This window comes from Sinorhizobium sp. BG8, assembly GCF_016864555.1.
In the GTDB taxonomy this organism is placed as follows: Bacteria; Pseudomonadota; Alphaproteobacteria; order Rhizobiales; family Rhizobiaceae; genus BG8.
On record NZ_CP044011.1, the window covers coordinates 1,910,694 to 1,934,838 of the forward strand.

A 24,145-nucleotide genomic window follows, 5' to 3' on the forward strand; every position below is an offset into this window, starting at 1 on the left:
TAGGCGGCTCTCATTTCTGGCGCCAGTAGTGCAGTTCCATGAGCTTGTGCCACCTGCCGTCCGTCTGCTGAATGAGTGCGGTCAGCGTGCGGTGATCCTCGTCGATGAAGGTGATGACGTCGCGATAGCGGGCGGATTTCTTCGGGTTCTCGAAGTCCGGCCCCTCGCAACTCAGCGTCAGCACATTGCCGGTCGGCTCGAGGATGCCCTCGTAGATCCACAGATGGGTCATCATGGAGCCCGCCCAGGTTCCGACATAGCGATCCTTGACCGGATCGAAACCGAGGGTCATGAGCGTCTGTCCGGGGCCGCCGGCCGGCATTTCTCCCTGACCTTCGCACAGCAACCAGAGACCGCCCCCGATCGTTCGCGCGTGCTCCGACCATTTCGGGTCAGGGGGCGGTGCGGTTATCGCGTCAGCGGCGACGGACCAGTCTCCGACCAGCCGTTCCAGCCAGAGGTGCTGGGTAGAGATTTCTGCCTGCATGGCGCCCTCCTGCCTGGCCCGGTGACCGGCGTCGCCGATCGGCTTCGATCCCCGGATTTACACATTTCCTGCAGTCCTCTTGACATTGGTATGTTGATATCAACAGTAGTGCATTATGACGAAATATCCAGCCGTCCCCTACGAAACCACGCTCTATGTGCGCGACCATTGCCTGTGTCTTCACGCGCAGCGTGCGGCGAGAGCCCTCGCACGGCGGTTCGATGATGCGTTGAGACCCTATGGTCTGACCAATGGCCAGTTCTCGCTGCTGATGTCGCTCAATCGTCCCGAACCGCCCGGCATGAACCCCGTCGCAGCCCTGCTTGCCATGGACCGCACGACGCTGACGGCCGCATTGAAACCGCTCGAACGCCGCGGTCTCGTCGTCGTCGCAGCCGATCCCAGGGACAAGCGCAGCCGGAAGCTGAAACTGACGCCGGAAGGCGTCGTGCTGCTGTCGCAGGCGCTGCCGGTCTGGAAGGAAACCCATGAGATGCTGGAGGCCGGCCTCGACTCCAGTGATCCCGACGCTCTCAGAACCGGCCTGAAGTCAATCGCCTGAACCATTGACCTGATCTGGGTCCTGCTCTGGCAAGTTGCGCCGGCAGGGCTATGTTGATGGGCATGAAGCCAGACCAGCTCCTCCATCCCGCGCGCGCGGGCCTCTATTGTCCGATCGGCGACTTCTACATTGATCCGGTGCGGCCGGTTGCCCGGGCATTGATTACCCACGGTCACGCGGACCACGCGCGGGCCGGCCACGGATCGGTGCTCGCGACCCGCGAGACGCTGGACATCATGGCCATCAGATACGGTGACCCGTTCTGCGGCTCCGCGCAGGCCGCCGGTCTCGGCGAGGTGCTGGATGTCGGCGGCGTGGCCGTGTCCTTCCATCCCGCCGGCCATGTGCTGGGCTCGGCCCAGATCGCCATAGAGAAGGACGGCCTGTGCATCGTCGCCTCCGGAGACTACAAGCGCGGCCGCGATCCGACCTGCACGCCCTACGAGCCCGTTGCCTGCGATGTCTTCATCACGGAGGCCACCTTTGGCCTCCCGGTCTTCCACCATCCGGATCCCAAGGACGAGATCGGCAAGCTCCTCGTGTCTCTCGGGCAGTTCCCCGAACGCAGCCATCTCGTCGGGGCCTATTCGCTCGGCAAGGCGCAGCGCGTCATCCGCCTGCTGCGCGACTGCGGTTACGACAGCCCGATTTACATTCACGGCTCGCTGCAGCGCCTGTGCGACTACTATGTCGAGCGCGGCATCGATCTCGGAGAGCTGCGTCCGGCGACCCGCGAGAAGGGCGACGCGACCGACTTTCGCGGCGCGGTGATCGTCGGCCCGCCCTCGGCCTTCGCGGACCGCTGGGCAAGGCGCTTCGTCGAGCCGCTCATTGCCTTCGCATCAGGGTGGATGATGGTCCGTCAGCGGGCGAAGCAGGGAGGCGTCGAATTGCCCCTTGTGATCTCCGACCACTGCGACTGGCCGGAGCTGACGGCGACCATCGGCGAGCTTTCGCCCGGCGAGGTCTGGGTCACGCACGGTCGCGAGGAAGCGCTGGTGCGCTGGTGCGAGCTCGCCGGCACCCCGGCGCGCCCGTTGCATCTCGTCGGCTACGAGGACGAGGGCGATTGACATGAAGGCCTTCGCGACCCTGCTCGACCGCCTGGTGCTCACTCCGTCCCGAAACGGCAAGCTGACGCTTCTCGCCGACTATTTCCGCAAGACCCCCGACCCCGACCGGGGCTACGGCCTCGCGGCGATTGCCGGTACGCTCGACCTGAAGAGCGTGAAGCCCGCCATGCTGCGCGAACTGACGCTCGAGCGCATGGACGAGGTGCTCTTCCGCTATTCCTACGACTATGTCGGCGATCTGGCCGAGACGATAGCGCTCGTGTGGGACCAGGAACGAAAGGACGTCGTTCCCGATGCTGGCCAACCGCGGCTCGGCGATGTCGTCGCCCGGATGAATTCGCTCGGCCGTACCGAGGCCCGCTCGGTGGTGCGCGATCTGCTCGACCGGCTCGACCCGTCCGCACGCTTTGCCTTCCTCAAACTCGTCACCGGGGGATTGCGCATCGGCGTATCCGCGAGGCTCGCCAAGCAGGCGCTTGCTGACTATTCCGGCCGCGACGTCACGGAGATCGAGACGCTCTGGCATGGGCTGCAGCCGCCCTATGTGTCACTCTTTTCCTGGCTTGAGGGCCGCTCCGGGCGGCCGATCCTTGCCACGCCGGCGATCTTTCACTCCGTCATGCTCGCCAATCCGGTCGGCAGCGGCGATCTCGACGCCCTCGACCCCGGGACTTTGCCGCCGAATGGAAATGGGACGGCATAAGGGTGCAGCTCTCGTCGTCGGGGGAGACGCGGCGGCTCTATTCGCGCTCGGGCGACGACATTTCCGCTGCCTTTCCGGACATCCTCTCGGCGATCGCCTTCGAGGGCGTGGTCGACGGCGAACTGCTGGTGGGCGGAACGTTCCGGTCCGACAGTCCGACGCGGACGTTCTCCGACCTGCAGCAGCGGCTCAACCGCAAGACTGTCAGCGCGAAGATGACGGAGGAGTATCCGGCATTCGTTCGCGCTTACGATCTTCTCTTCGAGGGGGAGAGGGATATCCGGCCGGAATCCTTTCTCATGAGGCGGGAGAAGCTGGCGGCCCTGATCGAGCAGGCGCCGGAGGATCGCTTCGATCTCTCGCCGCTGGTGCCGTTTTCGACCTGGGAGGAACTGGAGAGGCTCCGGGCCGATCCCCCCGATCCGGTCATCGAGGGCGTGATGATCAAGCGGCTCGACAGCGCCTACCAGGCGGGACGCATGAAGGGGCCCTGGTTCAAGTGGAAGCGCGATCCCCACAATGTCGATGCGGTGCTGATGTATGCCCAGCGCGGCCACGGCAAACGCTCGAGCTACTATTCCGATTTCACTTTCGGCGTCTGGACGGCGGGGCTGGAGGGCGACGTTCTGGTACCGGTCGGCAAGGCCTATTTCGGCTTCACGGATGCGGAACTCGAGATTCTCGACCGCTTCGTCCGCAACAATACGGTCGAGCGTTTCGGGCCGGTTCGGGCCGTGCGAGCCGAGCCCGGTTTCGGCTTCGTGGTGGAGGTTGCGTTCGAGGGGATCAACCGCTCGTCCCGTCACAAGTCCGGTGTCGCGATGCGCTTCCCGCGGATATCGCGACTGAGGCAGGACAAGCTTCCCGTCGAGGCCGACCGGCTTGAAACGCTTGTCGCGATGGTGGATTCGACCTCCGCTCCGGTCGAAGACGAAGCCTCCTGACCGCGTGAGCCCTTTCTTCCGTCGGCGGGAACGATCCTGGCCGGCCTCGTCCTACGCCGGCACGGGCTGTCTGCGGTATCGGTAAGCCCCACGCCAGCCGCATTTGCAACAAACTCTGCAAGATACCAGATAGAACCTGGTCTCCGTCCCGCGTCGATTCGATTCGGCGGGGCAGGGCCATCTCGTTCGTCAAAACCGGAATGCGTGCTTCCATATGGCTTCAGAACTCGATCTTTCCCGCCGTTCCGTCCTCAGCCTGTTCGGTCTTGCCGGGCTGGCGGGGCTTGCCGGATGCACGTCCTCGATGAACACCGACCGTTTCCGTTACGAGACCGAGCCGGTCTACCGCAATCCGGAATTCGAAGGGCAGCCGGGCGGAGCGGCAGGCAGTGTCTATGAAGGCCGGGTGGCCGACTACGGTCCCTACGAGGAGCCGATCCTGCCCACGGGCCTGCCGGAAACCGATCCGCAATATGCCGGCATCTATGCGACCAGGATCGACGGCGGCTACCAGATCCCCGCGGTGCCCTATCGGCAGATTGACGCCCGCTTCTGGCGGCGCGAGGTGGACGATCCCTTCGGCGAGGCGCCGGGCACGATCATCGTCGATACCTCCAACCGCTATCTCTACCTCACGCAGCCCAATGGGCGGGCCATGCGCTACGGCGTCGGCATCGGGCGCGAAGGTTTTGCCTGGTCGGGGCGCGGCGTGATCCAGTGGAAGCAGAGCTGGCCGCGCTGGACGCCTCCGGACAGCATGGTCACCCGCCAGCCCGAGCTTGCGAAATACTCCGCGGCCGCCGGCGGCATGTCTCCGGGACTTGCAAACCCGCTCGGCGCTCGCGCGCTCTACATCTTCCAGAACGGCGAGGACACGCTCTATCGCCTTCACGGCACGCCGGAATGGAAATCGATCGGCAGGGCGACGTCGTCCGGCTGCGTCCGCATGCTCAACCAGGACGTCATCGATCTCTACAATCGCGTTCCGAACAAGACTCCGATCCTCGTCCTCTAGAGCGCTTGCGCTCGCCGGTCCCTGTCTCGCCTGATCAGCCTTCGGACTGCCGGAGGTTCCTGGTCAGCGACTGCAGCTCGGCCGTGAGGTTCCTGACGGTTTCGAGCGAACAGCCGGTCGCCTTTCCAAGCTCATTCAGGATGCCGAACGCCTTCCTCTTGAGGGCGTGGCCCTGTTCGGTCAATGCGATCAGTACCTGCCGTTCGTCGTCCCGATCGCGCTTGCGCGTCACATATCCGCTCGCCTCGAGCCGCTTGAGCAGGGGGGAGAGCGTTCCCGAGTCGAGGTTCAGCGCCTCGCCGATCGCCTTCACCGTCCTGTTGTCCTCCTGCCAGAGCGCCAGCATCACCAGATACTGCGGATAGGTCAGCCCATAGGGATCCAGCAGGGGCTTGTAGGTGCGCGTGAAGGCATGCGCGGCAGAATAGACGGCGAAGCAGAGCTGCTCGCCGAGTTCGAGCATGCGGTCGTCCGCGCCCGATGTCTCAAGGATGTCACCATTGTCGATCATGGTCGCAATTGTCGCAGGAATACTCCGGAGTTGCAATGTGCAAAATTATATTGCGCACAATTAAATAATGCGCTATCAATCATGCATCGAATTGGACATCAACAAAAGGAGAGAACGGTCATGCCTATTCTGTACAGGACTAAGGGCTTTGCAACGGGTGGTCGCGCTGGTCATGGCGCATCGGAAGACGGCGTGCTCGATGTGACGCTGACGGTTCCCAAGGAACTCGGCGGCGACGGTGCACGCGGCACCAATCCCGAACAGCTCTTCGCCACAGGCTATTCCGCCTGCTTCCTCGGCGCGCTGAAGTTCGTCGCCGGCAAGGAAAAGGTGAAGATCCCGGATGATGCCAAGGTGACCGCGACGGTCGGCATCGGCCCGCGCGAGGACGGCGGCGGCTTCGGCATCGAGGCGGCGCTCGAGGTTTCCGTGCCCGGCGTCGACAAGGCCGTGGTGGAAGACCTCGTCAAGAAGGCTCACGTCGTTTGCCCCTACAGCCATGCGACGCGCGGAAATCTCGACGTGAAGACCACCGTCGCCTGATTGCATACCCGCCCGCGCCCTCTGGCTTCGACGCCAGCGGGCGCAGCGGGACTTTCCTCCCATCTCCCATTGAAGGGGAGGGATGGTCGGCGGAGACCGTCAACGACGCCTTGTCTGCAGAAGAAATAGTGCTATATTATTTCTGTAGAAAGGAAGGTGGATCGTGGATCGCAAACCCGTGGCCCGGCCGTCAAATGAAGGCGTCGTCATCACCAAGGCCGCGACCGCCGCTGCGGAGCGGCTGGGTCTGACGGCGAAGGCGCTTGCCGCCGTCATCGGCGTTTCCGAGGCGACCGTGTCGCGCATGCGCCGACGCGAATTTCTTCTCGAACGCGGCACCAAGCCCTTCGAACTCGCCATCCTGTTCGTCCGCCTTTTCCGATCGCTCGATGCCATCACCGGCGGCGACGAAGCAGTCGCACGCGCCTGGATCGGCGCATCGAACAGCGCGCTTGGCGGCAAGCCGGCGGAACGCATAACAACGATTTCCGGCCTCACCGATGTCCTTGCCTATCTGGACGCCCGACGCGCTCTCGTCTGAGGCCCGCGCCTACGCGGCAAGCGTATGGCGGCTGGTCGAGGCGCAGCATCGCGTTTCGACGCTGAAGCTCGTCGATACGCTGGACGAGCAGGCACTGCTGGAAGACATCCTGGAAGAGAGCAAGCCGGTCCTGCCGCCGGAATGCGCCGGGCTCGACTATCTGCTCGCCACACCCTTCCGCTACGGTGCCATCTATCCCCACGGCTCCCGGTTCCGCAGGGCAGGGCGCACGCTCGGCGTCTACTATGCCGCCGAAGGAGTTTCGACGGCACTGGCCGAAATGGCCTTCTACAGGCTGCTTTTCTACGCTGAGTCGCCGGATACGCCGTGGCCTGCCGATGCGGCCGACTATACCGCCTTCTCCGCTTCGGTGATGACCGGAGCTGCCGTGGATCTCACCCGGCCACCGTTCGACCGAGACAGCGCGGCATGGACGCACCTGACCGACTATTCGGCATGCCAGGCGTTGGCCGATACCGCGCGTGCGGCCTCCGTCGACGTCATTCGCTATCGCTCCGTTCGGGATCCCGGAGGCGGCTCCAACGTCGCGCTTCTGTCCGCCGGAGCTTTCGCCGCTCCGCAGCCGCTGGAGCGCCAGACCTGGCGCATCCGTCTTTCCCCCGCAGGCGTGCAGGCGATTTGCGACTTTCCGGTCGTGCGGCTTGCCTTTCCGCCGGATGCCTTCGCCGCGGATCCCCGTATCCGGGAGATGCGCTGGAACCGGGGCTAGGGCGGCAGATGGCTCCCGCTAGCGCTTGAGGCTGCCGAGAATTCCGCGCACAAGCGCCCTGCCGAGAGACGAGGCGACGGTTCTCGCCACCGTCTTCATCGCGGCTTCGGCCACCGTTTCGCGCTGGTATCCGGAAGAGCGTGGTTTGGAGGGCTTGCCGGGGGCGGCGGGCTCGTCGTTTCCGAAGCCGGGCAGGGTCCAGCGGCTGCCGCCGGTATCCTGCGCTGCGGCTTCTTCCGCCTGTTGTTGCGCCGCAGCGGCTTCCGCCGCCTTCTTTGCCCTGGCTGCCAGGATCTCGTAGGCCGACTCGCGGTCGAAATCCTCGTCGTAGAGGCCGGCGACCGGGCTGACCTTGATGACCGCCGCGCGTTCGGCTTCCGTCAGCGGCCCGACCCTTGAGGCCGGCGGCCGGATCAGCGTGCGCTCGACCATCGAGGGGGCACCCTTGCCCTCGAGCGTGGAAACCAGGGCCTCGCCTGTCCCGAGCTGGGTGATGACGGTCGCGCAGTCGAATGCCGGGTTCTGGTGGAAGGTCTCTGCTGCGGTCTTCACCGCCTTCTGTTCGCGCGGCGTGTAGGCGCGCAGCGCGTGCTGGAGGCGGTTGCCGAGCTGCGCCAGTACGGTCTCCGGCACGTCGAGCGGATTCTGCGTCACGAAGTAGACGCCGACGCCCTTCGACCGGATGAGGCGGACAACCTGCTCCACGCGCTCGACGAGCACCTTGGGCGCATCGTTGAACAGCAGGTGCGCTTCATCGAAGAAGAAGACCAGCTTGGGCTTGTCGGGGTCGCCGACCTCCGGCAGTTCCTCGAAGAGCTCCGAAAGCAGCCAGAGAAGGAAGGTGCCGTAGAGGCGCGGGTTCATCATCAGCTTGTCGGCGGCAAGCACGGAGATCGCGCCGCGCCCGTCATTGGTCGTGCGCATGATGTCGCTGACCTTGAGCGCCGGCTCGCCGAAGAAATGTTCCGCACCCTGCTGTTCCAAAATCAGAAGTTCGCGCTGGATGGAGCCGACCGAGGCCTTGGAAATGAAGCCGAACTTGTTGGAAAGCTCGCCCGCGTTCTCGCCCATGTAGGTGAGCAGCGCCTGAAGGTCCTTGAGATCGAGGAGCGGCAACCCGTTCTCGTCGGCGATCTTGAAGGCGATGTTAAGCACGCCCTCCTGCGCGTCGGTGGCATTCATGAGCCGCGAAAGCAGCAGTGGCCCCATTTCCGACATCGTGGTGCGGACCCGGTGGCCCTTCTCGCCGTAGAGATCCCAGAAGATCACCGGAAATTCCTGGAAGTCGTAGGGCTCGAGCCCAATTTCCTGCGCGCGCTTCAGCAGGAAGTCCTTGGGTTCTCCGATTGCGCCCACACCCGAAAGGTCGCCCTTGACGTCGGCGCAGAAGACCGGCACGCCGGCGTTGGAGAAGCCCTCGGCGAGGACCTGCAGCGTCACCGTCTTGCCCGTGCCCGTCGCTCCGGTTACGAGCCCGTGGCGGTTGCCGAATTTCAGCGTCAGGTACTCGGCCTTGTTGATGGTGTCATCCGTTTTGCGGCTCGTGCCGATATAGACCATGCCGTCCTGAAGAACGCTCTCGCTCACTTGGGTCTCTCCCTGCTGTGCCGGCTGGCGGATCGGGTTTGTCCCCTTCCGGAGACGCTCGTCCCGCATCTTTCCATTGAATCGTCACTGAGACTTTATAAGGTTGCCGCGTGATATCAACAGCACGCTTGCCGCCGTGCATATTTGCAGCCACGGGCTTGAGTTCGCTGCGGATTTTACTTACCTTGACGTCAACGTCAAAATAATCTGGAGACTTCCATGAGTGAACTCGTTACCCGCGTGGCCGATGCTGTCGGCATCGATGCAGCGCTTGCCGAAAAGGCGATCGGCATGATGCTCGGCTTCCTGCAGCGCGAGGCCGCCGAAGGGCCTGTCGCGAAAATGATCGAAGCAATTCCCGGCGCTTCCGAGCTTGTCGCCAAGTACAATGGCGAGGGCGAGGGGACCGGCCTGCTCGGCGGGCTTCTCGGTGCGCTCGGCGGTGGCGGCATCATGGCGCTTGGCCAGTCCCTCATGAGCGAGGGCCTCGGCATGGGCGAGATCACAGGTCTTGCCAAGGAGACCATTTCGATCGCCCGTGAGCATGCGGGCAGCGACGTGGTCGACGAGGTCGTCGGCTCCGTTCCCGGCCTCAGCCAGTTCGTCTGAGGCTCAGCTCTCCTTCCGCCGTCCTCCGAAAATGAAGGCGGCGGTAAAGGCTGAAAGCGCTATGCCAACCGAAAGCGGCCCCGCCTGAGGGCCGCCGACCTCCATGATGGCTCCGGTTGCACTGGAACCGACGCCGCTTCCGACCGCGTAGGCGAGCGCATACGCGGCGCTGCCCGCAACCAGCATCGGGCCGCGGAACTTCTCTCCAAGCATCGTCAGGGCGCAGGTGTAGAGCGCGAAGGTCGCCGCCCCCATCGTCGCAAAGGCGGTAAGAATGGCTGCGGGGTGTTCGAGCGCGGGCACGACCAGGTAGCTGAGCGCCGCGACGCAGGCCGAGCATACCGCCACGCGATGGCGCGGCAGCCGATCGAGCAGGACGCCGATGAAGGGCTGGGCGATTGCGGTCGGCAACGCGAGCACGGTCACGCTGAATGCGGCGAACGCCTCGGTGTGTCCGGTCTTCACGAAGTAGACCGGCATGGCCGAAATCGCCGCGATATCCGCAAAGCCGAAGGCGAAGACCATTGCCGCCAGCATCGGCGCATGGCGGAAGAAGCGGAAAAGGTCACGCGTGGAGGAAGGTTCCGGGACGGTGCGCGTCGAGAACATCAGGATCGCCGTCGCGAAGGCGACGAGCGCCAGATAGACGGCCGTCAGCGCGAAGCCGAGGCCGCCCGAGGTGCCGAGCAGCGGAATGGCGAGCGGCCCGGCGGCAAAGCCGCCGCATATGCTGGCGCCATAGACGCCCGAGATGCGCCCGCGCAGCCGGTCCGGGCAGGCGACGTTCAGCCACGCCTCGCTCAGCATGAAGATGAGGCTGGAGCTGAAACCGAGCACAAGGCGTGCCCCGAACCAGACCCACATCGAGGTAAAGGCCGAGAACGTCGCAAGGCACAGCGAGCAGCCGATCAGGCCGGCGATGATCAGCCGGTCGGGCCTGAACCTGTTGGTGAGACGGCCGAGCATCAGCGTGGCAAGGCCGAGCCCTAGCGCGAACCCGAGCGCATTGATGCCGATCAGCGTGGACGAAACCCCGCGCGCCTCCAGCGTCAGCGAGATCAGCGGATAGGTCACGCCCTGCGCAACGGAAAAGGCGGTAACGCCGAGAATGACCGCCGCGATCGCCGGCCAGTCGGGCGTGGAATGAGCCCCAAGGGCCTGATCGGACTGCATGAAAACTCCCCGTGCCGCGAGCGCGCGACCGCAGTTTCTTACCGGAGGCGCCGGGAAAAGGGAATGGGGCGCCGGTCTCGGGAAGGAGATCGCCCATTGCCGTGGTGCGAGGAAACGTAGCCGAGCACGAGCGGGGAAACATGCGGCTCGCGGGTAGGGTCCAAGTGATGGGGAAGACCCGCCCGGGATGGGCGGGTCTCGAAGTTTACGCCGCTTCGTCCCACTGCGGCGCAAGGCCGTCCGGGCTGACGATCCGCCCGTCGAGGCGGGCGAGACCGTGTATCGCGGCCATCTCCGAAGACGAAAGGTCGAAGTCGAAGATGTCGAAGTTCTCCTTGAGCCTGCTCGGTGTGGCCGTCTTGGTCAGGGCCGCCACGCCGGGCTGCTGGATCAGCCAGCGCAGTACCACCTGCGCCACCGACTTGCCGTGGCGGCCGCCGATCTCCTGGAGAAGCGGCTCCCCGAGCACTTTTCCATCCGCCATCGCGAAGTAGCCGGTCACGGCCATCTGGTAGCCTCTGGCCGCCTCGATGACTTTCGTCTGGCCGAGATAGGGGTGGTACTCCACCTGGTTCGTCGCAAGCGGGGCGTCGCTGAGGGACACGGCTTCCGCCATCAGCGCTGTGCTGAAATTGCTGATACCGATGCTGCGGGCCTGTCCCTTTTCTCGTACGTGGTTCAGTGCGGCGATCTGGTCGGCGAGTGGCACGGCCTCGTTCGGCCAATGCAGGAGAAGCAGGTCGACATGGTCGGTTTGCAGCTTCCGCAGGCTTTCCTCGACCGAGGCGAGGAAGGCATCTGGACCGTAGTTTTCGACCCACACCTTGGTGGTGAGGAAGATCTCTCCGCGCGCGATGCCGGATGCCCGGATCGCAGCGCCGACAGCCGCCTCGTTACCATAAATCTGGGCGGTGTCGATGTGCCGGAACCCGACCTTCATGGCCTCGGGGAGGATGGACAGCACCTGGTCTTCCGCCATGCGGAAGGTGCCGAAGCCGAGCTGGGGCAGCTGGGTGCCGTTGGCTGTGACGGTCTTCATCAAAAGTCTCCTTTGTTGGTGAGGGCGCCGCGGGGATGTGCGGCGCCTGCAATGTCGGGGGGAGGCGGCCGTCAGGCCGGCCGGGGAAGCGCTTCCTCGCTCGGCATGTCCTCCCTCCGGTCGAGGAGACCCGAGACGATTGTCAGCCCGAGCGCGCCGGCAACCAGGATCCCGCCCACCCAGGGTGTGGCGCCGAGGCCGAGCGGCGAGGCGACGACGAGCCCGCCGATCCAGGCGCCTGCGGCAATCCCGAGGTTGAAGGCGGCGATGTTGAGCGCCGAGGCGACGTCGACGGCAGCGGGCCTGTGGCGCTTTGCAAGCTGCACCACATAGAGCTGCAGGCCGGGGACGTTGGCGAACGAGAGGAAGCCGAGTGCGGCAAGCGTCGCGAGTGCCAGTATGGGCGAGGGTGCGGTGAAGGTGAAGAGCACCAGAACGGCCGCCTGCAAGGCGAAGAGGAATGTCAGCGCCTTCACCGGATTGCGGTCGGCGATCTTTCCGCCGGCTATGTTGCCGATGGCGATCGCAAGCCCGTAGAGCACCAGCACAAGGCTGACGCCGCTTTCCGAGATGCCGGTGATCTCCTGCAGCACGGGTGCGAGATAGGTGAAGGTGACGAATGTGCCGCCATAGCCGAGCGCCGTCATGGCGAAGACGAGCAGCAGGCGGCCGGAACTCAGCACCCGGACCTGGTCGATCAGGCGCGCGGCCTGCTGCCGGTGGAGGTTTGCCGGCAGAAGTGCGGCGATGCCGGCAAAGGCGACCACGCCGAGGCCTGCCACGGCCCAGAACGTTGCGCGCCAGCCGAAGGTCTGGCCGATCAGTGTGCCGAGCGGAACGCCGGTGACGATGGCGACGGTCAGGCCCATGAACATCATGGCGATTGCCGAGGCGCGCCGGTTCTCCGGCACGAGTTCTGCAGCAATTGTCGCGCCGACGGAGAAGAACACGCCGTGCGCGAAGGCCGAGAGGACGCGGGCAACGAGCAGCATTTCGTACGAAGCTGAAAGCGCCGCAAGCGAGTTGCCGGCTATGAACAGCGCCATGAGGCCAAGCAGCAGCGGCTTGCGCGCCGCCCGGCCGGTCAGCGCCGTCAGCACCGGAGCGCCAAAGGTGACGCCGAGCGCGTAGACGGAGACGATGAGGCCGGCGAGCGGCAGGGTGATGCCGATATCGTCGGCGACCGTCGGCAGCAGGCCGACGACGACGAACTCGGTGGTACCGATCGCGTAGGCAGCGATCGTGAGGGCGAAGAGGGCAAGAGGCATAAATTTCTCCTGCCGCGGCCATGGGGCCGGCGGTCTTGATGGAACAGGGAGGATCGTTCGTGGCGGAATATGGCGCAAAGTTACTTGTTCGATAATCCATGGAATGAGACAAGTATCTTTGAATTGAATTCACGGATGGAGGCAGACATGGACAATCGCGCAGGCGAGATGGAGGTCTTCGTGACCGCCGCTGGCCTCAAGAGTTTTTCCGCCGCCGGGCGCCGCCTCGGCCTGTCGCCTTCCGCTGTCAGCAAGCTCGTGAACCGGATCGAGGACAGGCTCGGAACACGCCTTCTCGTGCGCACGACGCGCAGGCTCGAGACGACGCCGGAGGGTGAGGTCTATCTCGAGCGGGCGCGGCGCATACTGGCGGATATCGCCGAGACGGAGCGCGTCGTTGCCGACGGTGCACGCGCCACGCCGCGCGGGCCTCTGCGCGTCAATGCGACCGTCGGCTTCGGCGAGTGTTACATCCTCCCGCTCGCCGGCGAGTTTCTGGAGCTCTATCCGGAGGTCCAGCTCGAGCTGACCCTGACTGACGGCCTCATCGATCTCATCGAGGAGCGTACGGACGTGGCGATCCGCACCGCCCCCATGCGCGATTCGACCCTCAAGGCCCGCAAGCTCCTGGAGAGCCATCGCATCACGATCGCCGCGCCGGACTATCTCGAACGGCGCGGCGTGCCGCAGAAGCCCGAGGATCTCGCCCACCACAACTGCATCACCTTCACCTTCGGCAGGGCGCCTGGCGAATGGCCGTTTCGTGATCCGGGAAGCGCCGCCGTCTATTCAAGCCCGGCCCCCGGCAACCTGCGGGCGGCCAGCGGCTCCGTCGCCCGGCAGTTCTGCCTGCAGGGTCTCGGTATTGCCCGCATCGGCAAGTTCCATGTCGAAAAGGATCTCCAGAGCGGTGCGCTGGTCGAGGTTCTCGAGGACTACAATCCCCTGGAACCCGAGCAGGTTCATGCGGTCTTCGCCGGCCACGAGCATCTCGCGGCCCGCATCCGCGCCTTCATCGATTTCCTGGCAACGAGAATTTGAAGATCGATCGGCGCTGATCTTCTTTCATTCGGTTCGCGGAGGACTTAAGTTCGGGAACGGTTCGCCTCGATGAGGAGTTATGATCGAGGCGAACGCATCGCAGGGGCTTGGAGTGGCATGATGGATGTGGTCGTAGAACACCGGAACGAATCGGATGTCGGGGCCATGCCCCGGTGCAAGTCGGCAGGTCGCGCGCTGGCGCTGACGCTGCTTGTCGCGATGGGGACCCCGATCGCCGCCCGGGCGGCCGATTGCTCGAGCACGCCCGCGCCGGAAACGGACTGGACGGATTGCAGCAAGAAGAGCCTGGTCCTTCAGGGCAGCGACCTGACGCGCTCCAACCTGACCAATGTCGACCTGACGCTGACCGACCTCAGGGACAGCAATCTGACATCGGCCAACCTGGAAAAGGCCAACCTCGTTCGTGCTTCCCTGAAAGGCGTTACGGCAGAGGGCGCCAACTTCACGCGTGTCGAGGCCTATCGGACCAATTTTGCGGGCATCTCGGCGAACAAGGCATTGTTCGTCAGCGCCGAGCTTCAGCGCGCCAACTTCGACGGCGCGAAGCTCGCGGGCGCCAATTTCGAGAAGGCGGAGCTCGCCCGCACTGATTTTACCAAGGCCGACCTCACCGGGGCGCGCTTCTCGCTCTCCAATCTCTCTCGCGCCGATCTGACCGGTGCCACGGTTGCCGGCCCGATCGATTTCGACCGTGCCTTCATGTTCCTGACCCGGCTGGACGGTCTCGACCTGTCGGGCGCCAAGGGACTGGAGCAGGCGCAGATCGAACTGGCTTGCGGCAACGCCGATACGAAGCTGCCGGAAGGCCTGACGACGCCGACCGACTGGCCCTGCACCTACGACTGAACCCGTCCGCAGGCGGGCCGGGGAGCGCGTTCAGGCCCTCACGGCGATGATGAACAGGCGGGGAAAGCGCAGGAGAACCCGCCCGTCCGCCAACGGCGGGTAGGCGCTCACGAGCCTCTTCCGATAGCTCTCGAGAAAGGGTGCCTGCTCCTCGGGCGGCAAGCGGTCGAGATAGGGGCGGATACCGGTACCCTTCATCCATTCGACGATCGCCGCCGTATCGGCCATCGGATGGTTGTAGACGGTGTGCCAGATGTCGACATGCGCAGCCCCGTCCGCGAGCGCGTCGTAGTACTGGCGAGGACTGGGGAGGGGTGGCCGCCTCGGATGGTTTTCGGCGAAGAAGCCCGACCAGCGTGAATCGACCGTCGTCTCGTCCATCAGCACGTGGTTCGGTTCGCCGCGGTTGTCGGGCATCTGGACGGCAAGGACGCCACCCGGTACGAGCGCCTTGAACAGCCGCTTGAAGGCGGCAATGTGCTCCGGCACCCACTGGAACACCGCGTTGGCATAGAAGAGCGCCGCAGGCGAGGGCGGCGACCACACGGAAAGGTCGCCCTGTTCGAAGGGCGTGCCCGGCAGGCGCTTGCGGGCGGCATCCAGCATGTTGGCGTCGCTGTCGACGCCGATCACCGTGTGGTCCTCGAAGCGCCGCACAAGCAGCTCCGTCGAATTTCCGGGGCCGCAGCCGAGATCGTAGACGGGTCCCGCCGGCAGCGGCGGCACCTGCGCCAGGAGGTCACGCGCCGCGCGGGTGCGCTCGCCCTCGAACTTCACATACTGTTCGGCGGACCAGACCATGATCCGGCTCCTTTCATACGAGTGCCTCGAGCGACGGCAGGATCAGGGAGGGGACGAGATCGGAATACTCGTCCGGCATGTCGGAGCGGTTGATCCAGACGGTCCGGAATCCGAATCGCGTTGCACCCGCCACATCCCACCGGTTCGACGACTGGAACGAGACCGCATTGGGATAAAGCCGGTAGCTGGTGGTGACCAGGTCGTAGACGGCAGGCGCCGTCTTGTAGGTCTTCAGTGCGTCGACCGAAAAGATGTCGTCGATAACAGTATCGAGTGCGGCATTGGTGACCGCGGATTTCAGCATTGCCGGCGAACCGTTGGAAAGGATGGCAATCCGCGCCCCATGCGCCTTCAGGCTCTTCAGCACGGTCGGCACTTCCGGGTAGCAGTCGAGCTTCCAGTAGGCTTCCAGAAGCCTGGTCCTGAGAGCCGGATCCACGCTCGTCGTGCGCCGGAAGGTATAGTCGAGCGCCTGTTCCGTCAGCTGCCAGAAGTCGACGTAGGCGCCCATCAGCGCCCGCGTCCAGGAGTATTCGAGCTGCTTTGCCCGCCACATCTCGGAGAATCGCTGATAGTCCGGTCCGACGTCACCGGCATGGCGGCGAACGGCGGCGTGCACGTCGAAGAGCGTGCCATAGGCATCGAACACATAGGCGGCGTAGGACACGACCTTAATTCCTTCCGGAAAGCGCTATGAAACCAAAACATTAGGCGCTTGCTCCCCGATCATGTCAATTTTCTGTGCGTCGCACAACAAGACCAACGGATGAGAGGTGGCAAGCGCGCAAAGTCGCGCTGTTCGCGTGCCTCAGAACCGCGTGATGACGCTGATGCCGAGATCGCTGGCACCGTCCATCGCCATCAGTGCCGGGACCGCCTCTTCCAGGCTGATTTCGCGGCCGATCAGCCTTTCCGGCTGAAGCTTGCCCTCCGCCATCATCGCGAGCATGGCATCGTAGCGCCAGGCCTGCATGCCGTGGCTGCCATAGATCTCCAGTTCGTTGCCGATGACCTGGGCCATCGGAATCTGCGGCGTTGACTGCTCGCCGAGCATCAGGCCGACCTGGACGTGGCGTCCCCGCCGGCGAAGGTTTTTGATCGAGTTGAAGCAGGTCACCGGCGAGCCCAGCGCGTCGATCGAGGCGTGCGCACCTCCCCCGGTGATCTCGCGCACCGCTTCGGCCACGTCCGCGGCTTCGCGGCCGTTCACCGTCGCCACGGCGCCCATCGTGCGGGCGAAGGCGAGCTTTTCCTCAGAGATGTCGATGGCGATCGGGTTTGCCCCGAGGGCTGCCGCGATCATGATCGCCGAGAGACCCACGCCGCCGCAGCCGTGGACTGCCACCCATTCGCCGCCCTTCACCTTTGCCTGGTCGCAGACGGCGCGAAACGAGGTGGCGAAGCGGCATCCGAGGCTTGCCGCCGTGGCGAAGCTGACGTTTTCGGGCAGGTGCACCAGATTGTGATCGGCATAGTCGAGAGCCACGTATTCGGCAAACGAACCCCAATGGGTGAAGCCCGGCTGGAACTGCTCCACGCAGACCTGCTGGTTGCCCGAGCGGCACTCGCCGCAATGGCCGCAGCCCGAGACGAAGGGCACGGTCACCCGCTCGCCCACCCTGTAGCGCGTCACGTTCCGGCCGGCCGCGACGATCGTGCCGGCAAGCTCGTGTCCCGGCACGTGCGGCAGGCGGATGTCGGGATCATGGCCCATCCAGCCGTGCCAGTCGCTGCGGCAGAGCCCCGTCGCCTCGACCTTGATCACCACGCCGCCGTCGCCGGGCGTGGGATCGGCAAGCGTGCGGATCTCCGGCCTGGCACCAAAGGCTTCGTAATACATGGCTTTCATCGGCGGTCTCTCCTCAGTGGTATGTGCTCTGTGCAACGGCGGGGCAGGGCAGCCCGGGGTGGCCCGCCTGTTCCCCGAAGCGGCGCTGAAGCATGCCAGACGCATCGTCCTATTACGCATGACATTACCTTATGTACCCATTCAACATCTTGAGTGGACAAGTCCTGCCCGTTGCGGGAAGCGATTTCCGGCTTGACCTGCCCGCTCCGAGGGCGTTCATGGGCCTAAAAAGGAGAAAAGAGATGGCAGTCGATACTTCCCCGCGCACCGAAACCTGGACCTTCGTGGACGGCGAATGGCTTTCCGGCAATCCGAAGCTGATCGGTCCGACGTCTCATGCCATGTGGCTGGCCTCGACCGTGTTTGACGGCGCCCGCTGGTTCGATGGCATCGCGCCCGATCTCGATCTTCATTGCCAGCGCGTGAACCGCTCCGCCGAGGCCCTCGGACTGAAGGCTACGATGAGCGCCGAGGAAATCGAATCGCTAACCTGGGAAGGCGTCGAGAAGTTCGACGGCAAGACCGCGATCTACGTCAAGCCGATGTACTGGGCCGAGCATGGCGCCTTTGGCGTCGTCCCCGCCGATCCGGAATCGACCCGTTTCGCGCTTTGCCTCTTCGAGGCGCCGATGGGCAACGCCCATGGCGGTAACTCGCTCACCGTTTCGCCTTTCCGCCGCCCGACCATCGAATGCATGCCGACCGACGCCAAGGCCGGCTGCCTCTACCCGAACAACGGCCGCATCATGCTCGAGGCCAAGAAGCGCGGCTTCGACAACGCGCTCGTGCGCGACATGCTCGGAAACGTCGCCGAGACGGGCTCCTCGAACGTCTTCATGGTGAAGGATGGCGTCATCTTCACGCCCGCTGCAAACCGCACGTTCCTGGCAGGCATCACCCGCGCCCGCGTGATCGGTCTCCTCAAATCCGCGGGCTTCGAAGTGATCGAGACGACACTTACAGTCTCCGATTTCGAGACGGCGGACGAGATCTTCACCTCGGGCAACTATTCCAAGGTCGTGCCCGTCACGCGGCTCGAGGATCGGGATCTCCAGCCCGGTCCGGTCACCGCAAAGGCCCGCGACCTCTATTTCGACTGGGCCCGCTCGGACGGAGACGCGTAAGGCGTCTCGCGGCCACGCTATTCGGCTTCGTCGTCGGCGCTGCCCGGCGCAGCCGTGGCGGCCGTGCCCTGCTTGTCCTTCTTCTTGGCAAGGAAAGCCTCGCGCTGCCGGTCGTTGAGCACGCGCACGAATTCCGGGCCGATCTGTCCGCTGAATTCGACGGTCTTCTTCTGCTTGTCGTAGAGGCAGATGTAGGTGACGCGCTCTCCGGCCTTCGCCGGGCGCCCGGAAACGAGTGCGACGCCCTTGCTTTCGGTGCCGGTAGGATCGACGTAGACGGTCTCGCCCTTGAGCTTTTCGGGCAGCGAGGCGAGGCATTGCTTGCGGACATCGGCGCGGAAGGCCTCCCAGGCGTCGGGCGTGGCGGCTGCGACGATACCCGGCGTCAGAGTGGCGGACAGGACGAGCGGAAGGATGAGATGGACGCGGGGCATGGCCTTACCTTTCGATATTTCCTCATGCGTCCCGCCGGACATCCGGCTCCCGATCGGGTACCTTGACGAGAGGCGGAACGCGCAAAGCCGCGGCATCGCTGCATGCGTGCCGGAACGGCCTTCACCATGCACCAGACCATGTCCGTTCCGTGGCGGGCACCGGGTCGTTCGTGCGGAGAAGGATTTTCCTAAGCCTGCGAAAAAATTGGCAAGCCGGCAGTTGCCTGCACCGCCGACCGCCCCTATGTTCCGCTGTGCATAAGGACTTGATGCGGCGACGCCACTATTGGGAATTATGCGCCAATTCAAGCTGTTACAGCGCGACCGCGTGGCCGGACGGAAGCGCGGCGCTGTGAACCATTTCATTGAGAACATTCCGCCGCCAAGAGGAGATACCACTATGGCCTTCGAACTCCCGCCTCTGCCTTACGATTACGATGCGCTCGCGCCCTTCATGTCGAAGGAAACGCTCGAGTATCACCACGACAAGCACCACAAGGCCTACGTCGACAACGGCAACAAGCTTGCGGAAGAAGCGGGCCTGGCGAACCTTTCGCTCGAGGAGATCGTCAAGAAGTCCTACGGCACCAACCAGGGTCTCTTCAACAATGCCGGCCAGCACTACAACCACATCCATTTCTGGAAGTGGATGAAGAAGGGCGGCGGCGGCAAGTCGCTGCCGGGCAAGCTGGAAGCGGCTGTCAACTCCGACCTCGGCGGCTATGACAAGTTCAAGGCCGACTTCGTTGCTGCCGGCACGACGCAGTTCGGTTCGGGCTGGGCCTGGCTCTCGGTTAAGAACGGCAAGCTGGAAATCTCCAAGACCCCGAACGGCGAGAACCCGCTCGTTCACGGCGCTTCGCCGATCCTCGGCGTCGACGTCTGGGAGCACTCCTACTACATCGACTACCGCAACGCCCGTCCGAAGTACCTCGAAGCCTTCGTCGACAGCCTGATCAACTGGGACTATGTCCTCGAGATGTACGAAGCAGCGACGAAGTAATCTTCGCGCACAGCGCTGTTCCATGCGAGTCCCGGCCGGAAACGGCCGGGACTTTTTCGTTCGCCCCGGCGCCCTCGATCCCACCGGCGCTGGCCTTGTCCGGGTCGAAATTGAACGCCCCTTGACCCGGCGAAAGAATGGCTGCTCAATTGCCGTGCGTGACTGTGGTCGATGCGCCTGTGGGGGGATCATGACTGCTCGCCAGACCAAGCTGATCGGGCTGATCGGGGGATGAGCTGGGAGTCCAGCGCGCTCTACTATCGCCTGCTGAACACCGCCGCCCAGCGACGCCTGGGCGGGCACCACAATGCGCGATCTCTGCTACTGACCCTCGATTTCGACGAGCTCAATGCGCTGGCTTCGGGCGGGCACTGGTATCTGCTTGGCGACAAGCTGGCGCAGGCCGCGGAGCGGCTGGACAGGGCGGGCGCCGATTTCGTGATGATCACGGCAGTCACCGGCCATGCGGTCGCCGAGCGGGTGGAGGCATCGCTTCGAATCCCCCTGCTGCATCTCGCCGATCCCACGGCGGAGGCGATCCGAGCGTCGGGGATCACGCGTGTCGGCCTCCTCGGGACGCGCTACACCATGGAGATGGCCTTCTTCGTCGATCGCCTGCGCTATCGGCATGGTCTCGAGGTGCTGACCCCGCCGGAGGACCAGCGCAGGGCGCTCCATCGGATCATCGTCGACGAACTGACTCTCGGCGTGGTGCGCGAGGCCTCGCGGCTGACGCTGCTGCAGATCGCAAGCGACCTTGCAAGGCGGGATGTGCAGGCCGTCATCGTCGGCTGCACGGAGCTTCCGCTTCTCCTGGATACGGATGCCTACCCGATGCCCGCCTTCGATGCGACCACGCTCCACGCCGAAGCAGCGATCGACTGGGCACTGGAGAACGCTGCACACTGAGCGAGGGCTCCCGCCGGTTGCCCACGGTCAGCCCGGGATCGCCGGGCCGGGATCAACCTTCCAGCCGGATATCCAGAGTTCCCGCAAGCGGTCGCCTTCCCCTCGGAACCAGGTGCCTGCGGGGTCGCAATTCTCCACCCGATCGGCGCGGAAGTTGCGGATCGCCTGCCTGAGCTCGCACCAGGCGACGATGTTGGCGCTTTGCGAATAGTAGATCAGCGCCAGCGGTCGGATGGTGCGCTCGCTCGCCCTGCCAAGCTCATCTCTGTAGTCGAGGACCAGCTTCTCCTCCTCACGGATCGCCCGGCGTACCCGGGAAAGGTCGATGCCTTCAGGCGCGGGCTGCACGGTGCCCCAGGCATGGAGTGCCCTGGCCGACAGGGTCTGGCGCAACGGCGGAGGCACCGCTCCGGCGATCTTCGCTCCGACCCGCTTGGCCGCCTCCTTGAGTTCGACGTCGCCCGTGCGCTCCAAAAGCGCGAGCGCCAGCACGACCGCCTCCGTCTCCTCGATCGAAAACATCAGCGGCGGGAGGTCGAACCCGGGACGCAGGATGTAGCCGATCCCGCGCTCGCCTTCGATCGGCACGCGCATCGCCTGCAGCGCGGCGATATCGCGGTAGATCGATCGCACCGTCACCTCCATGCGCCCGGCGATCTCGGCCGCGGTTATCGGGTGGCGGGCAAGCCGCAGGATCTGGATGATCTCGAACAGGCGCGAGGCCTTCCGCATCGCTTTCTCCCAACGCTACTGACACATCGCTGTCAGTTGGGCTTCAGTATAGCAGGGACCAAGCGATTGAAAAACAAGGCAGGAAGAAAGCGATCCGCCTTGAACACGATGGACAACTGACATGACATACGCAGAAAATCTCTGGCTGTTCTTCCTTCTCCTTGCCGGCATCATCGTTGTGCCGGGCATGGATATGATCTTCGTCCTCGCGAGCTCGCTTTCAGGGGGGCGGCGCGCCGGGCTTTCCGCCACCTTCGGCATCATGGCGGGCGGGCTGTTCCACACGGCCTACGCGGCCCTTGGGGTCGGCATGTTGCTGCGCTACGTGCCGCAGCTCTTCGACGTGCTGCTCGTCGCCGGCGCGCTCTACGTCGCCTGGGTTGGCTGGACGCTGGCGAGAAGTTCGATCACCGTCGGCAGCGTCGACGCACTGGAGACGCAGGCGACATGGATGCGATTCCGGCAGGGGGCATTCACCAGCCTGATGAATCCCAAGGCCTATCTCTTCATGCTCGCCGTCTTCCCGCAGTTTCTCCGTCCGGAATTCGGCCCCGTATGGCGCCAGGCGGGCGTCATGGTGCTGATGATCTGGGCGACTCAGCTTGCGGTCTACGGCAGCCTGGCGCTGGCCGCGGGCAGGGGGCGGGATGCGCTTGTCGGCCGCCCCGCCGTGACCCGGCTCATTGGCCGGATCGCCGGCCTCCTGCTGATCGCCGTCGCGGCGCTTACGCTGTGGCGAGGGTGGTATGCCGGCTGAAGGGCGAGGTTTTTCTGGCTGTTTGCAATGCGGGCCTGTCGCCGCAGTCGGCGGCAGCGTCGCGCGAATGTGGCCGATTTTCCGGCGAAGGACGGGTTTAACACCTTCTAACTTCAAATAAATGTTACTTTCCCGGATCGGGCAAAGTGTAATCATGCGGCCGCGAACCACGCTGCCGGATCTGTCTTCCGGCACAGCAATTCCGGGAGTGATCCATGAACGTGAAGACAATCGCGGCAGCCGCCGCCTTTGCAGTGGCCGCTGTGACCATTGCCAGCGCCGCCGACGAACCACAGGCCGTCCGCCAGCAGATGATGAAGGGGGTCGGCCAGGCAATGGGCGCACTCGTGGCGATAACCAAGGGCGAGAAGCCCTACGACGCCGAGGTCGTGAAGGCTTCGCTGACCACCTTCAGCAAGGCGGGCAAGGCCTTCCCCGACCTGTTTCCTGTCGGGTCGGAGACCGGAGCGGAAACCGAGGCGAGCCCGAAGATCTGGCAGAGCATGGATGACTTCAAGGCGAAATCCCTCAAGTTCTCGGCGGATGCCGACGCGGTGCTCGCGGCCATGCCGGCCGATCAGGCAGGTGTCGCCGCAGCGGTGAAGACGCTCGGCGCCAATTGCAGCGGCTGTCATGAGGCCTACCGGATCAAGAAGTGACCGGTAGGCCGTTCTAGCCCTGATGGAAGCGCAAGGTTCCACGTGGTCCGCCCGGCGGCGCGTGGACCTCGCGCATCGATGGTCGTGACGCCATCGCATTGATGGTGCCGAGGTGCGGCGAGGGGAGACACGCCCATGAGATTCAGTATCGTCGTCGGCGCTGCGCTGGCGCTGTGTGTCGTCGGCACGGGAACGTTCCTGCTGCTGACGGCGCCGGACCCCATGCCCGAGGAAACCTGGGCGAACCTCGGCGAGCCGGATCTCGCCAACGGCGAAAGGGTGTTTTCGGAGGGCGGCTGCGTCAGCTGTCACGCGGCCCCGGGGGCACCCGAGGGCGAGAAGCTCGTGCTTTCCGGCGGTATGGCGCTGAAGAGCCCTTTCGGGACCTTCCACGTGCCGAACATCTCCCCGGATGAGACTGCCGGTATCGGCGGCTGGTCGCTCGCCGAGTTCGGCAACGCCATGAAACGCGGCGTCGGGCGGGAAGGGGAGCACCTCTATCCCTCCTTCCCCTATGCGTCCTACGCCCGCATGACGCCTTCTGACGTCAACGATCTCTTCGCCTATATCCGGACCCTTCCGAAAAGCGCGAACGTCGCGCCGCCGCACGATCTGCCGTTCCCGTTCAATGTCCGTCTTGCGCTGGGCGGCTGGAAGTTTCTCTACCTGAACGATGCGCCCCGAGTGGTGCTCGCCGATGCCGACGACAGGCTGAAGCGTGGCCAGTACCTGGTGGAAGGGCCGGGCCATTGCGGCGAATGTCACACGCCCCGTGACGAACTCGGCGGGTTGAAGACGGCCGAATGGCTCGCCGGCGCCCCGAACCCCGAGGGCCAGGGTCGGATCCCCAACATCACGCCGGGCGAAAAAGGTCTCCGCGCGTGGAGCGAGGGAGACATCGTTACCTACCTCGAAACCGGCTTCACCCCGGACTACGACAGCGTCGGCGGTTCGATGGTCGAGGTGCAGAAGAACATGGCGAAGCTCCCCGCCGAGGACCGCGAGGCGATCGCCGCCTATCTCAAGGCAATTCCGGCGCATTGACGCCGAGGGGGAGGCCGCCGGATCGCGCTGCGGCCTGCCGGTTGCCATCCGCGGGCCGCACCCGCCGTCCCTCCTGAACCCGTGAAGACGCCTTGCCGTCCCGGCGCGGCAGGGCGTTTTCGCGCGAACAATCCTCATTC

General features: G+C 64.7%; 26 protein-coding genes and 1 pseudogene. 16 read left to right on the forward strand and 11 right to left on the reverse strand.

Translation table 11 applies throughout. The annotated features are described in order from the left end of the window. Positions 1-10 precede the first annotated feature (10 nt). The gene (locus tag F3Y30_RS08840) at positions 11-487 is read right to left on the reverse strand and encodes a DUF1579 domain-containing protein (RefSeq protein WP_203426077.1); all 477 of its coding nucleotides are present in this window, start codon (positions 485-487) and stop codon (positions 11-13) included. Between the two features lie 115 nt (positions 488-602). Here F3Y30_RS08840 and F3Y30_RS08845 point away from each other — a divergent pair, with 115 nt between their 5' ends. The 4 genes and pseudogenes from F3Y30_RS08845 (at position 603) to F3Y30_RS08860 (ending at position 4,784) form a co-directional block, all read left to right on the forward strand. After that, positions 603-1,049 carry a MarR family transcriptional regulator gene (locus F3Y30_RS08845; protein ID WP_203426078.1) on the forward strand — a complete coding sequence of 149 codons (447 nt, stop codon included), beginning with the start codon at positions 603-605 and terminating at the stop codon, positions 1,047-1,049. Between the two features lie 62 nt (positions 1,050-1,111). Beyond that, a complete protein-coding gene (locus F3Y30_RS08850) occupies positions 1,112-2,122 on the forward strand; it encodes a ligase-associated DNA damage response exonuclease (protein ID WP_203426540.1) in 1,011 nt (336 codons plus the stop codon). 1 nt (position 2,123) lies between these two features. Next, a pseudogene (locus tag F3Y30_RS08855) lies at positions 2,124-3,769 on the forward strand (cisplatin damage response ATP-dependent DNA ligase). Between the two features lie 214 nt (positions 3,770-3,983). Next, positions 3,984-4,784, forward strand: a complete 801-nt coding sequence (locus F3Y30_RS08860) for a L,D-transpeptidase (protein WP_203426079.1) — start codon at positions 3,984-3,986, stop codon at positions 4,782-4,784. Positions 4,785-4,818: 34 nt separating this feature from the next. On the opposite strand, the gene F3Y30_RS08865 is transcribed toward F3Y30_RS08860, so the two are convergent. Further along, a complete protein-coding gene (locus F3Y30_RS08865; protein ID WP_203426541.1) occupies positions 4,819-5,247 on the reverse strand; it encodes a MarR family transcriptional regulator in 429 nt (142 codons plus the stop codon). A 168-nt stretch (positions 5,248-5,415) separates the two neighbouring features. Between F3Y30_RS08865 and F3Y30_RS08870 the strand changes: the two genes are divergently transcribed. The 3 genes from F3Y30_RS08870 to F3Y30_RS08880 all read left to right on the forward strand — a co-directional run bounded on the left by F3Y30_RS08870 (position 5,416) and on the right by F3Y30_RS08880 (position 7,109). After that, positions 5,416-5,838, forward strand: a complete 423-nt coding sequence (locus F3Y30_RS08870) for an organic hydroperoxide resistance protein (RefSeq protein ID WP_203426080.1) — start codon at positions 5,416-5,418, stop codon at positions 5,836-5,838. Between the two features lie 163 nt (positions 5,839-6,001). Further along, a complete protein-coding gene (locus tag F3Y30_RS08875; RefSeq protein WP_203426081.1) occupies positions 6,002-6,379 on the forward strand; it encodes an MbcA/ParS/Xre antitoxin family protein in 378 nt (125 codons plus the stop codon). Further along, on the forward strand, positions 6,339-7,109 hold the full coding sequence (locus tag F3Y30_RS08880; RefSeq protein WP_203426082.1) for an RES family NAD+ phosphorylase: 771 nt from the start codon (positions 6,339-6,341) through the stop codon (positions 7,107-7,109). The genes F3Y30_RS08875 and F3Y30_RS08880 overlap by 41 nt, the downstream gene beginning before the upstream one ends. Positions 7,110-7,127: 18 nt before the next feature. Here F3Y30_RS08880 and F3Y30_RS08885 read toward each other — a convergent pair whose 3' ends face one another. Continuing rightward, a complete protein-coding gene (locus tag F3Y30_RS08885) occupies positions 7,128-8,669 on the reverse strand; it encodes a helicase HerA-like C-terminal domain-containing protein (protein ID WP_203426542.1) in 1,542 nt (513 codons plus the stop codon). A 246-nt stretch (positions 8,670-8,915) separates the two neighbouring features. On the opposite strand from F3Y30_RS08885, the gene F3Y30_RS08890 reads away from it, so the two are divergent. Next, positions 8,916-9,305 (forward strand): hypothetical protein, encoded by a 390-nt coding sequence (locus tag F3Y30_RS08890; RefSeq protein WP_203426083.1) that lies wholly within the window; start codon positions 8,916-8,918, stop codon positions 9,303-9,305. 3 nt (positions 9,306-9,308) lie between these two features. Here F3Y30_RS08890 and F3Y30_RS08895 read toward each other — a convergent pair whose 3' ends face one another. From F3Y30_RS08895 to F3Y30_RS08905, 3 genes are all read right to left on the reverse strand, one after another. Further along, on the reverse strand, positions 9,309-10,478 hold the full coding sequence (locus F3Y30_RS08895; RefSeq protein ID WP_203426084.1) for an MFS transporter: 1,170 nt from the start codon (positions 10,476-10,478) through the stop codon (positions 9,309-9,311). A 205-nt stretch (positions 10,479-10,683) separates the two neighbouring features. Continuing rightward, complete coding sequence (locus tag F3Y30_RS08900; RefSeq protein ID WP_203426085.1) at positions 10,684-11,517, reverse strand: aldo/keto reductase; 834 nt, start codon at positions 11,515-11,517, stop codon at positions 10,684-10,686. Positions 11,518-11,588: 71 nt separating this feature from the next. Beyond that, entirely contained in the window at positions 11,589-12,785 is a 1,197-nt protein-coding gene (locus tag F3Y30_RS08905) for an MFS transporter (protein WP_203426086.1), read from the reverse strand. A gap of 147 nt (positions 12,786-12,932) precedes the next feature. On the opposite strand from F3Y30_RS08905, the gene F3Y30_RS08910 reads away from it, so the two are divergent. Beyond that, the gene (locus tag F3Y30_RS08910) at positions 12,933-13,826 is read left to right on the forward strand and encodes a LysR family transcriptional regulator (RefSeq protein ID WP_203426087.1); all 894 of its coding nucleotides are present in this window, start codon (positions 12,933-12,935) and stop codon (positions 13,824-13,826) included. 165 nt (positions 13,827-13,991) lie between these two features. Then, on the forward strand, positions 13,992-14,693 hold the full coding sequence (locus F3Y30_RS08915; protein ID WP_203426088.1) for a pentapeptide repeat-containing protein: 702 nt from the start codon (positions 13,992-13,994) through the stop codon (positions 14,691-14,693). A 30-nt stretch (positions 14,694-14,723) separates the two neighbouring features. On the opposite strand, the gene tam is transcribed toward F3Y30_RS08915, so the two are convergent. The 3 genes from tam to F3Y30_RS08930 form a co-directional block, all read right to left on the reverse strand. Further along, the gene (gene tam, locus F3Y30_RS08920) at positions 14,724-15,494 is read right to left on the reverse strand and encodes a trans-aconitate 2-methyltransferase (protein ID WP_203426089.1); all 771 of its coding nucleotides are present in this window, start codon (positions 15,492-15,494) and stop codon (positions 14,724-14,726) included. Between the two features lie 13 nt (positions 15,495-15,507). Further along, on the reverse strand, positions 15,508-16,161 hold the full coding sequence (locus F3Y30_RS08925) for a haloacid dehalogenase type II (protein ID WP_203426090.1): 654 nt from the start codon (positions 16,159-16,161) through the stop codon (positions 15,508-15,510). Between the two features lie 141 nt (positions 16,162-16,302). Beyond that, positions 16,303-17,343, reverse strand: a complete 1,041-nt coding sequence (locus F3Y30_RS08930) for a zinc-dependent alcohol dehydrogenase family protein (RefSeq protein ID WP_203426091.1) — start codon at positions 17,341-17,343, stop codon at positions 16,303-16,305. A gap of 242 nt (positions 17,344-17,585) precedes the next feature. Here F3Y30_RS08930 and F3Y30_RS08935 point away from each other — a divergent pair, with 242 nt between their 5' ends. Then, on the forward strand, positions 17,586-18,467 hold the full coding sequence (locus F3Y30_RS08935; protein WP_203426092.1) for a branched-chain amino acid aminotransferase: 882 nt from the start codon (positions 17,586-17,588) through the stop codon (positions 18,465-18,467). 17 nt (positions 18,468-18,484) lie between these two features. On the opposite strand, the gene F3Y30_RS08940 is transcribed toward F3Y30_RS08935, so the two are convergent. Next, complete coding sequence (locus tag F3Y30_RS08940; RefSeq protein WP_203426093.1) at positions 18,485-18,901, reverse strand: hypothetical protein; 417 nt, start codon at positions 18,899-18,901, stop codon at positions 18,485-18,487. A gap of 400 nt (positions 18,902-19,301) precedes the next feature. On the opposite strand from F3Y30_RS08940, the gene F3Y30_RS08945 reads away from it, so the two are divergent. Both F3Y30_RS08945 and F3Y30_RS08950 read left to right on the forward strand, forming a co-directional pair. After that, the gene (locus tag F3Y30_RS08945) at positions 19,302-19,904 is read left to right on the forward strand and encodes a superoxide dismutase (RefSeq protein ID WP_203426094.1); all 603 of its coding nucleotides are present in this window, start codon (positions 19,302-19,304) and stop codon (positions 19,902-19,904) included. 231 nt (positions 19,905-20,135) lie between these two features. Continuing rightward, a complete protein-coding gene (locus F3Y30_RS08950; RefSeq protein WP_246752920.1) occupies positions 20,136-20,813 on the forward strand; it encodes an amino acid racemase in 678 nt (225 codons plus the stop codon). Between the two features lie 27 nt (positions 20,814-20,840). Here F3Y30_RS08950 and F3Y30_RS08955 read toward each other — a convergent pair whose 3' ends face one another. After that, complete coding sequence (locus F3Y30_RS08955; protein ID WP_203426095.1) at positions 20,841-21,545, reverse strand: YafY family protein; 705 nt, start codon at positions 21,543-21,545, stop codon at positions 20,841-20,843. A gap of 121 nt (positions 21,546-21,666) precedes the next feature. Between F3Y30_RS08955 and F3Y30_RS08960 the strand changes: the two genes are divergently transcribed. The 3 genes from F3Y30_RS08960 (at position 21,667) to F3Y30_RS08970 (ending at position 24,005) form a co-directional block, all read left to right on the forward strand. Further along, positions 21,667-22,302, forward strand: coding sequence for a LysE family translocator (locus tag F3Y30_RS08960; RefSeq protein WP_203426096.1), 636 nt, complete (start codon positions 21,667-21,669; stop codon positions 22,300-22,302). Positions 22,303-22,517: 215 nt separating this feature from the next. After that, positions 22,518-22,961: a cytochrome c gene (locus tag F3Y30_RS08965; protein ID WP_203426097.1), complete on the forward strand. Its 444-nt coding sequence runs from the start codon at positions 22,518-22,520 to the stop codon at positions 22,959-22,961. A 135-nt stretch (positions 22,962-23,096) separates the two neighbouring features. Beyond that, positions 23,097-24,005 carry a cytochrome c gene (locus F3Y30_RS08970; protein WP_203426098.1) on the forward strand — a complete coding sequence of 303 codons (909 nt, stop codon included), beginning with the start codon at positions 23,097-23,099 and terminating at the stop codon, positions 24,003-24,005. Positions 24,006-24,145 lie beyond the last annotated feature (140 nt).

What these genes read in the sequence shown, in the direction of transcription:
- F3Y30_RS08960 (WP_203426096.1), top strand. Translation starts at nt 21,667, where the DNA reads ATGACATACGCAGAAAATCTCTGGCTGTTCTTCCTTCTCCTTGCCGGC.
- F3Y30_RS08915 (WP_203426088.1), top strand. Translation starts at nt 13,992, where the DNA reads ATGCCCCGGTGCAAGTCGGCAGGTCGCGCGCTGGCGCTGACGCTGCTT.
- F3Y30_RS08940 (WP_203426093.1), bottom strand. Translation starts at nt 18,901, where the DNA reads ATGCCCCGCGTCCATCTCATCCTTCCGCTCGTCCTGTCCGCCACTCTG.
- F3Y30_RS08950 (WP_246752920.1), top strand. Translation starts at nt 20,136, where the DNA reads ATGAGCTGGGAGTCCAGCGCGCTCTACTATCGCCTGCTGAACACCGCC.
- F3Y30_RS08850 (WP_203426540.1), top strand. Translation starts at nt 1,112, where the DNA reads ATGAAGCCAGACCAGCTCCTCCATCCCGCGCGCGCGGGCCTCTATTGT.
- F3Y30_RS08945 (WP_203426094.1), top strand. Translation starts at nt 19,302, where the DNA reads ATGGCCTTCGAACTCCCGCCTCTGCCTTACGATTACGATGCGCTCGCG.
- F3Y30_RS08880 (WP_203426082.1), top strand. Translation starts at nt 6,339, where the DNA reads ATGTCCTTGCCTATCTGGACGCCCGACGCGCTCTCGTCTGAGGCCCGC.
- F3Y30_RS08895 (WP_203426084.1), bottom strand. Translation starts at nt 10,478, where the DNA reads ATGCAGTCCGATCAGGCCCTTGGGGCTCATTCCACGCCCGACTGGCCG.
- F3Y30_RS08885 (WP_203426542.1), bottom strand. Translation starts at nt 8,669, where the DNA reads ATGGTCTATATCGGCACGAGCCGCAAAACGGATGACACCATCAACAAG.
- F3Y30_RS08905 (WP_203426086.1), bottom strand. Translation starts at nt 12,785, where the DNA reads ATGCCTCTTGCCCTCTTCGCCCTCACGATCGCTGCCTACGCGATCGGT.
- F3Y30_RS08955 (WP_203426095.1), bottom strand. Translation starts at nt 21,545, where the DNA reads ATGCGGAAGGCCTCGCGCCTGTTCGAGATCATCCAGATCCTGCGGCTT.
- F3Y30_RS08890 (WP_203426083.1), top strand. Translation starts at nt 8,916, where the DNA reads ATGAGTGAACTCGTTACCCGCGTGGCCGATGCTGTCGGCATCGATGCA.
- tam (WP_203426089.1), bottom strand. Translation starts at nt 15,494, where the DNA reads ATGGTCTGGTCCGCCGAACAGTATGTGAAGTTCGAGGGCGAGCGCACC.
- F3Y30_RS08840 (WP_203426077.1), bottom strand. Translation starts at nt 487, where the DNA reads ATGCAGGCAGAAATCTCTACCCAGCACCTCTGGCTGGAACGGCTGGTC.
- F3Y30_RS08865 (WP_203426541.1), bottom strand. Translation starts at nt 5,247, where the DNA reads ATGCTCGAACTCGGCGAGCAGCTCTGCTTCGCCGTCTATTCTGCCGCG.
- F3Y30_RS08870 (WP_203426080.1), top strand. Translation starts at nt 5,416, where the DNA reads ATGCCTATTCTGTACAGGACTAAGGGCTTTGCAACGGGTGGTCGCGCT.
- F3Y30_RS08970 (WP_203426098.1), top strand. Translation starts at nt 23,097, where the DNA reads ATGAGATTCAGTATCGTCGTCGGCGCTGCGCTGGCGCTGTGTGTCGTC.
- F3Y30_RS08910 (WP_203426087.1), top strand. Translation starts at nt 12,933, where the DNA reads ATGGACAATCGCGCAGGCGAGATGGAGGTCTTCGTGACCGCCGCTGGC.
- F3Y30_RS08935 (WP_203426092.1), top strand. Translation starts at nt 17,586, where the DNA reads ATGGCAGTCGATACTTCCCCGCGCACCGAAACCTGGACCTTCGTGGAC.
- F3Y30_RS08900 (WP_203426085.1), bottom strand. Translation starts at nt 11,517, where the DNA reads ATGAAGACCGTCACAGCCAACGGCACCCAGCTGCCCCAGCTCGGCTTC.
- F3Y30_RS08965 (WP_203426097.1), top strand. Translation starts at nt 22,518, where the DNA reads ATGAACGTGAAGACAATCGCGGCAGCCGCCGCCTTTGCAGTGGCCGCT.
- F3Y30_RS08845 (WP_203426078.1), top strand. Translation starts at nt 603, where the DNA reads ATGACGAAATATCCAGCCGTCCCCTACGAAACCACGCTCTATGTGCGC.
- F3Y30_RS08860 (WP_203426079.1), top strand. Translation starts at nt 3,984, where the DNA reads ATGGCTTCAGAACTCGATCTTTCCCGCCGTTCCGTCCTCAGCCTGTTC.
- F3Y30_RS08930 (WP_203426091.1), bottom strand. Translation starts at nt 17,343, where the DNA reads ATGAAAGCCATGTATTACGAAGCCTTTGGTGCCAGGCCGGAGATCCGC.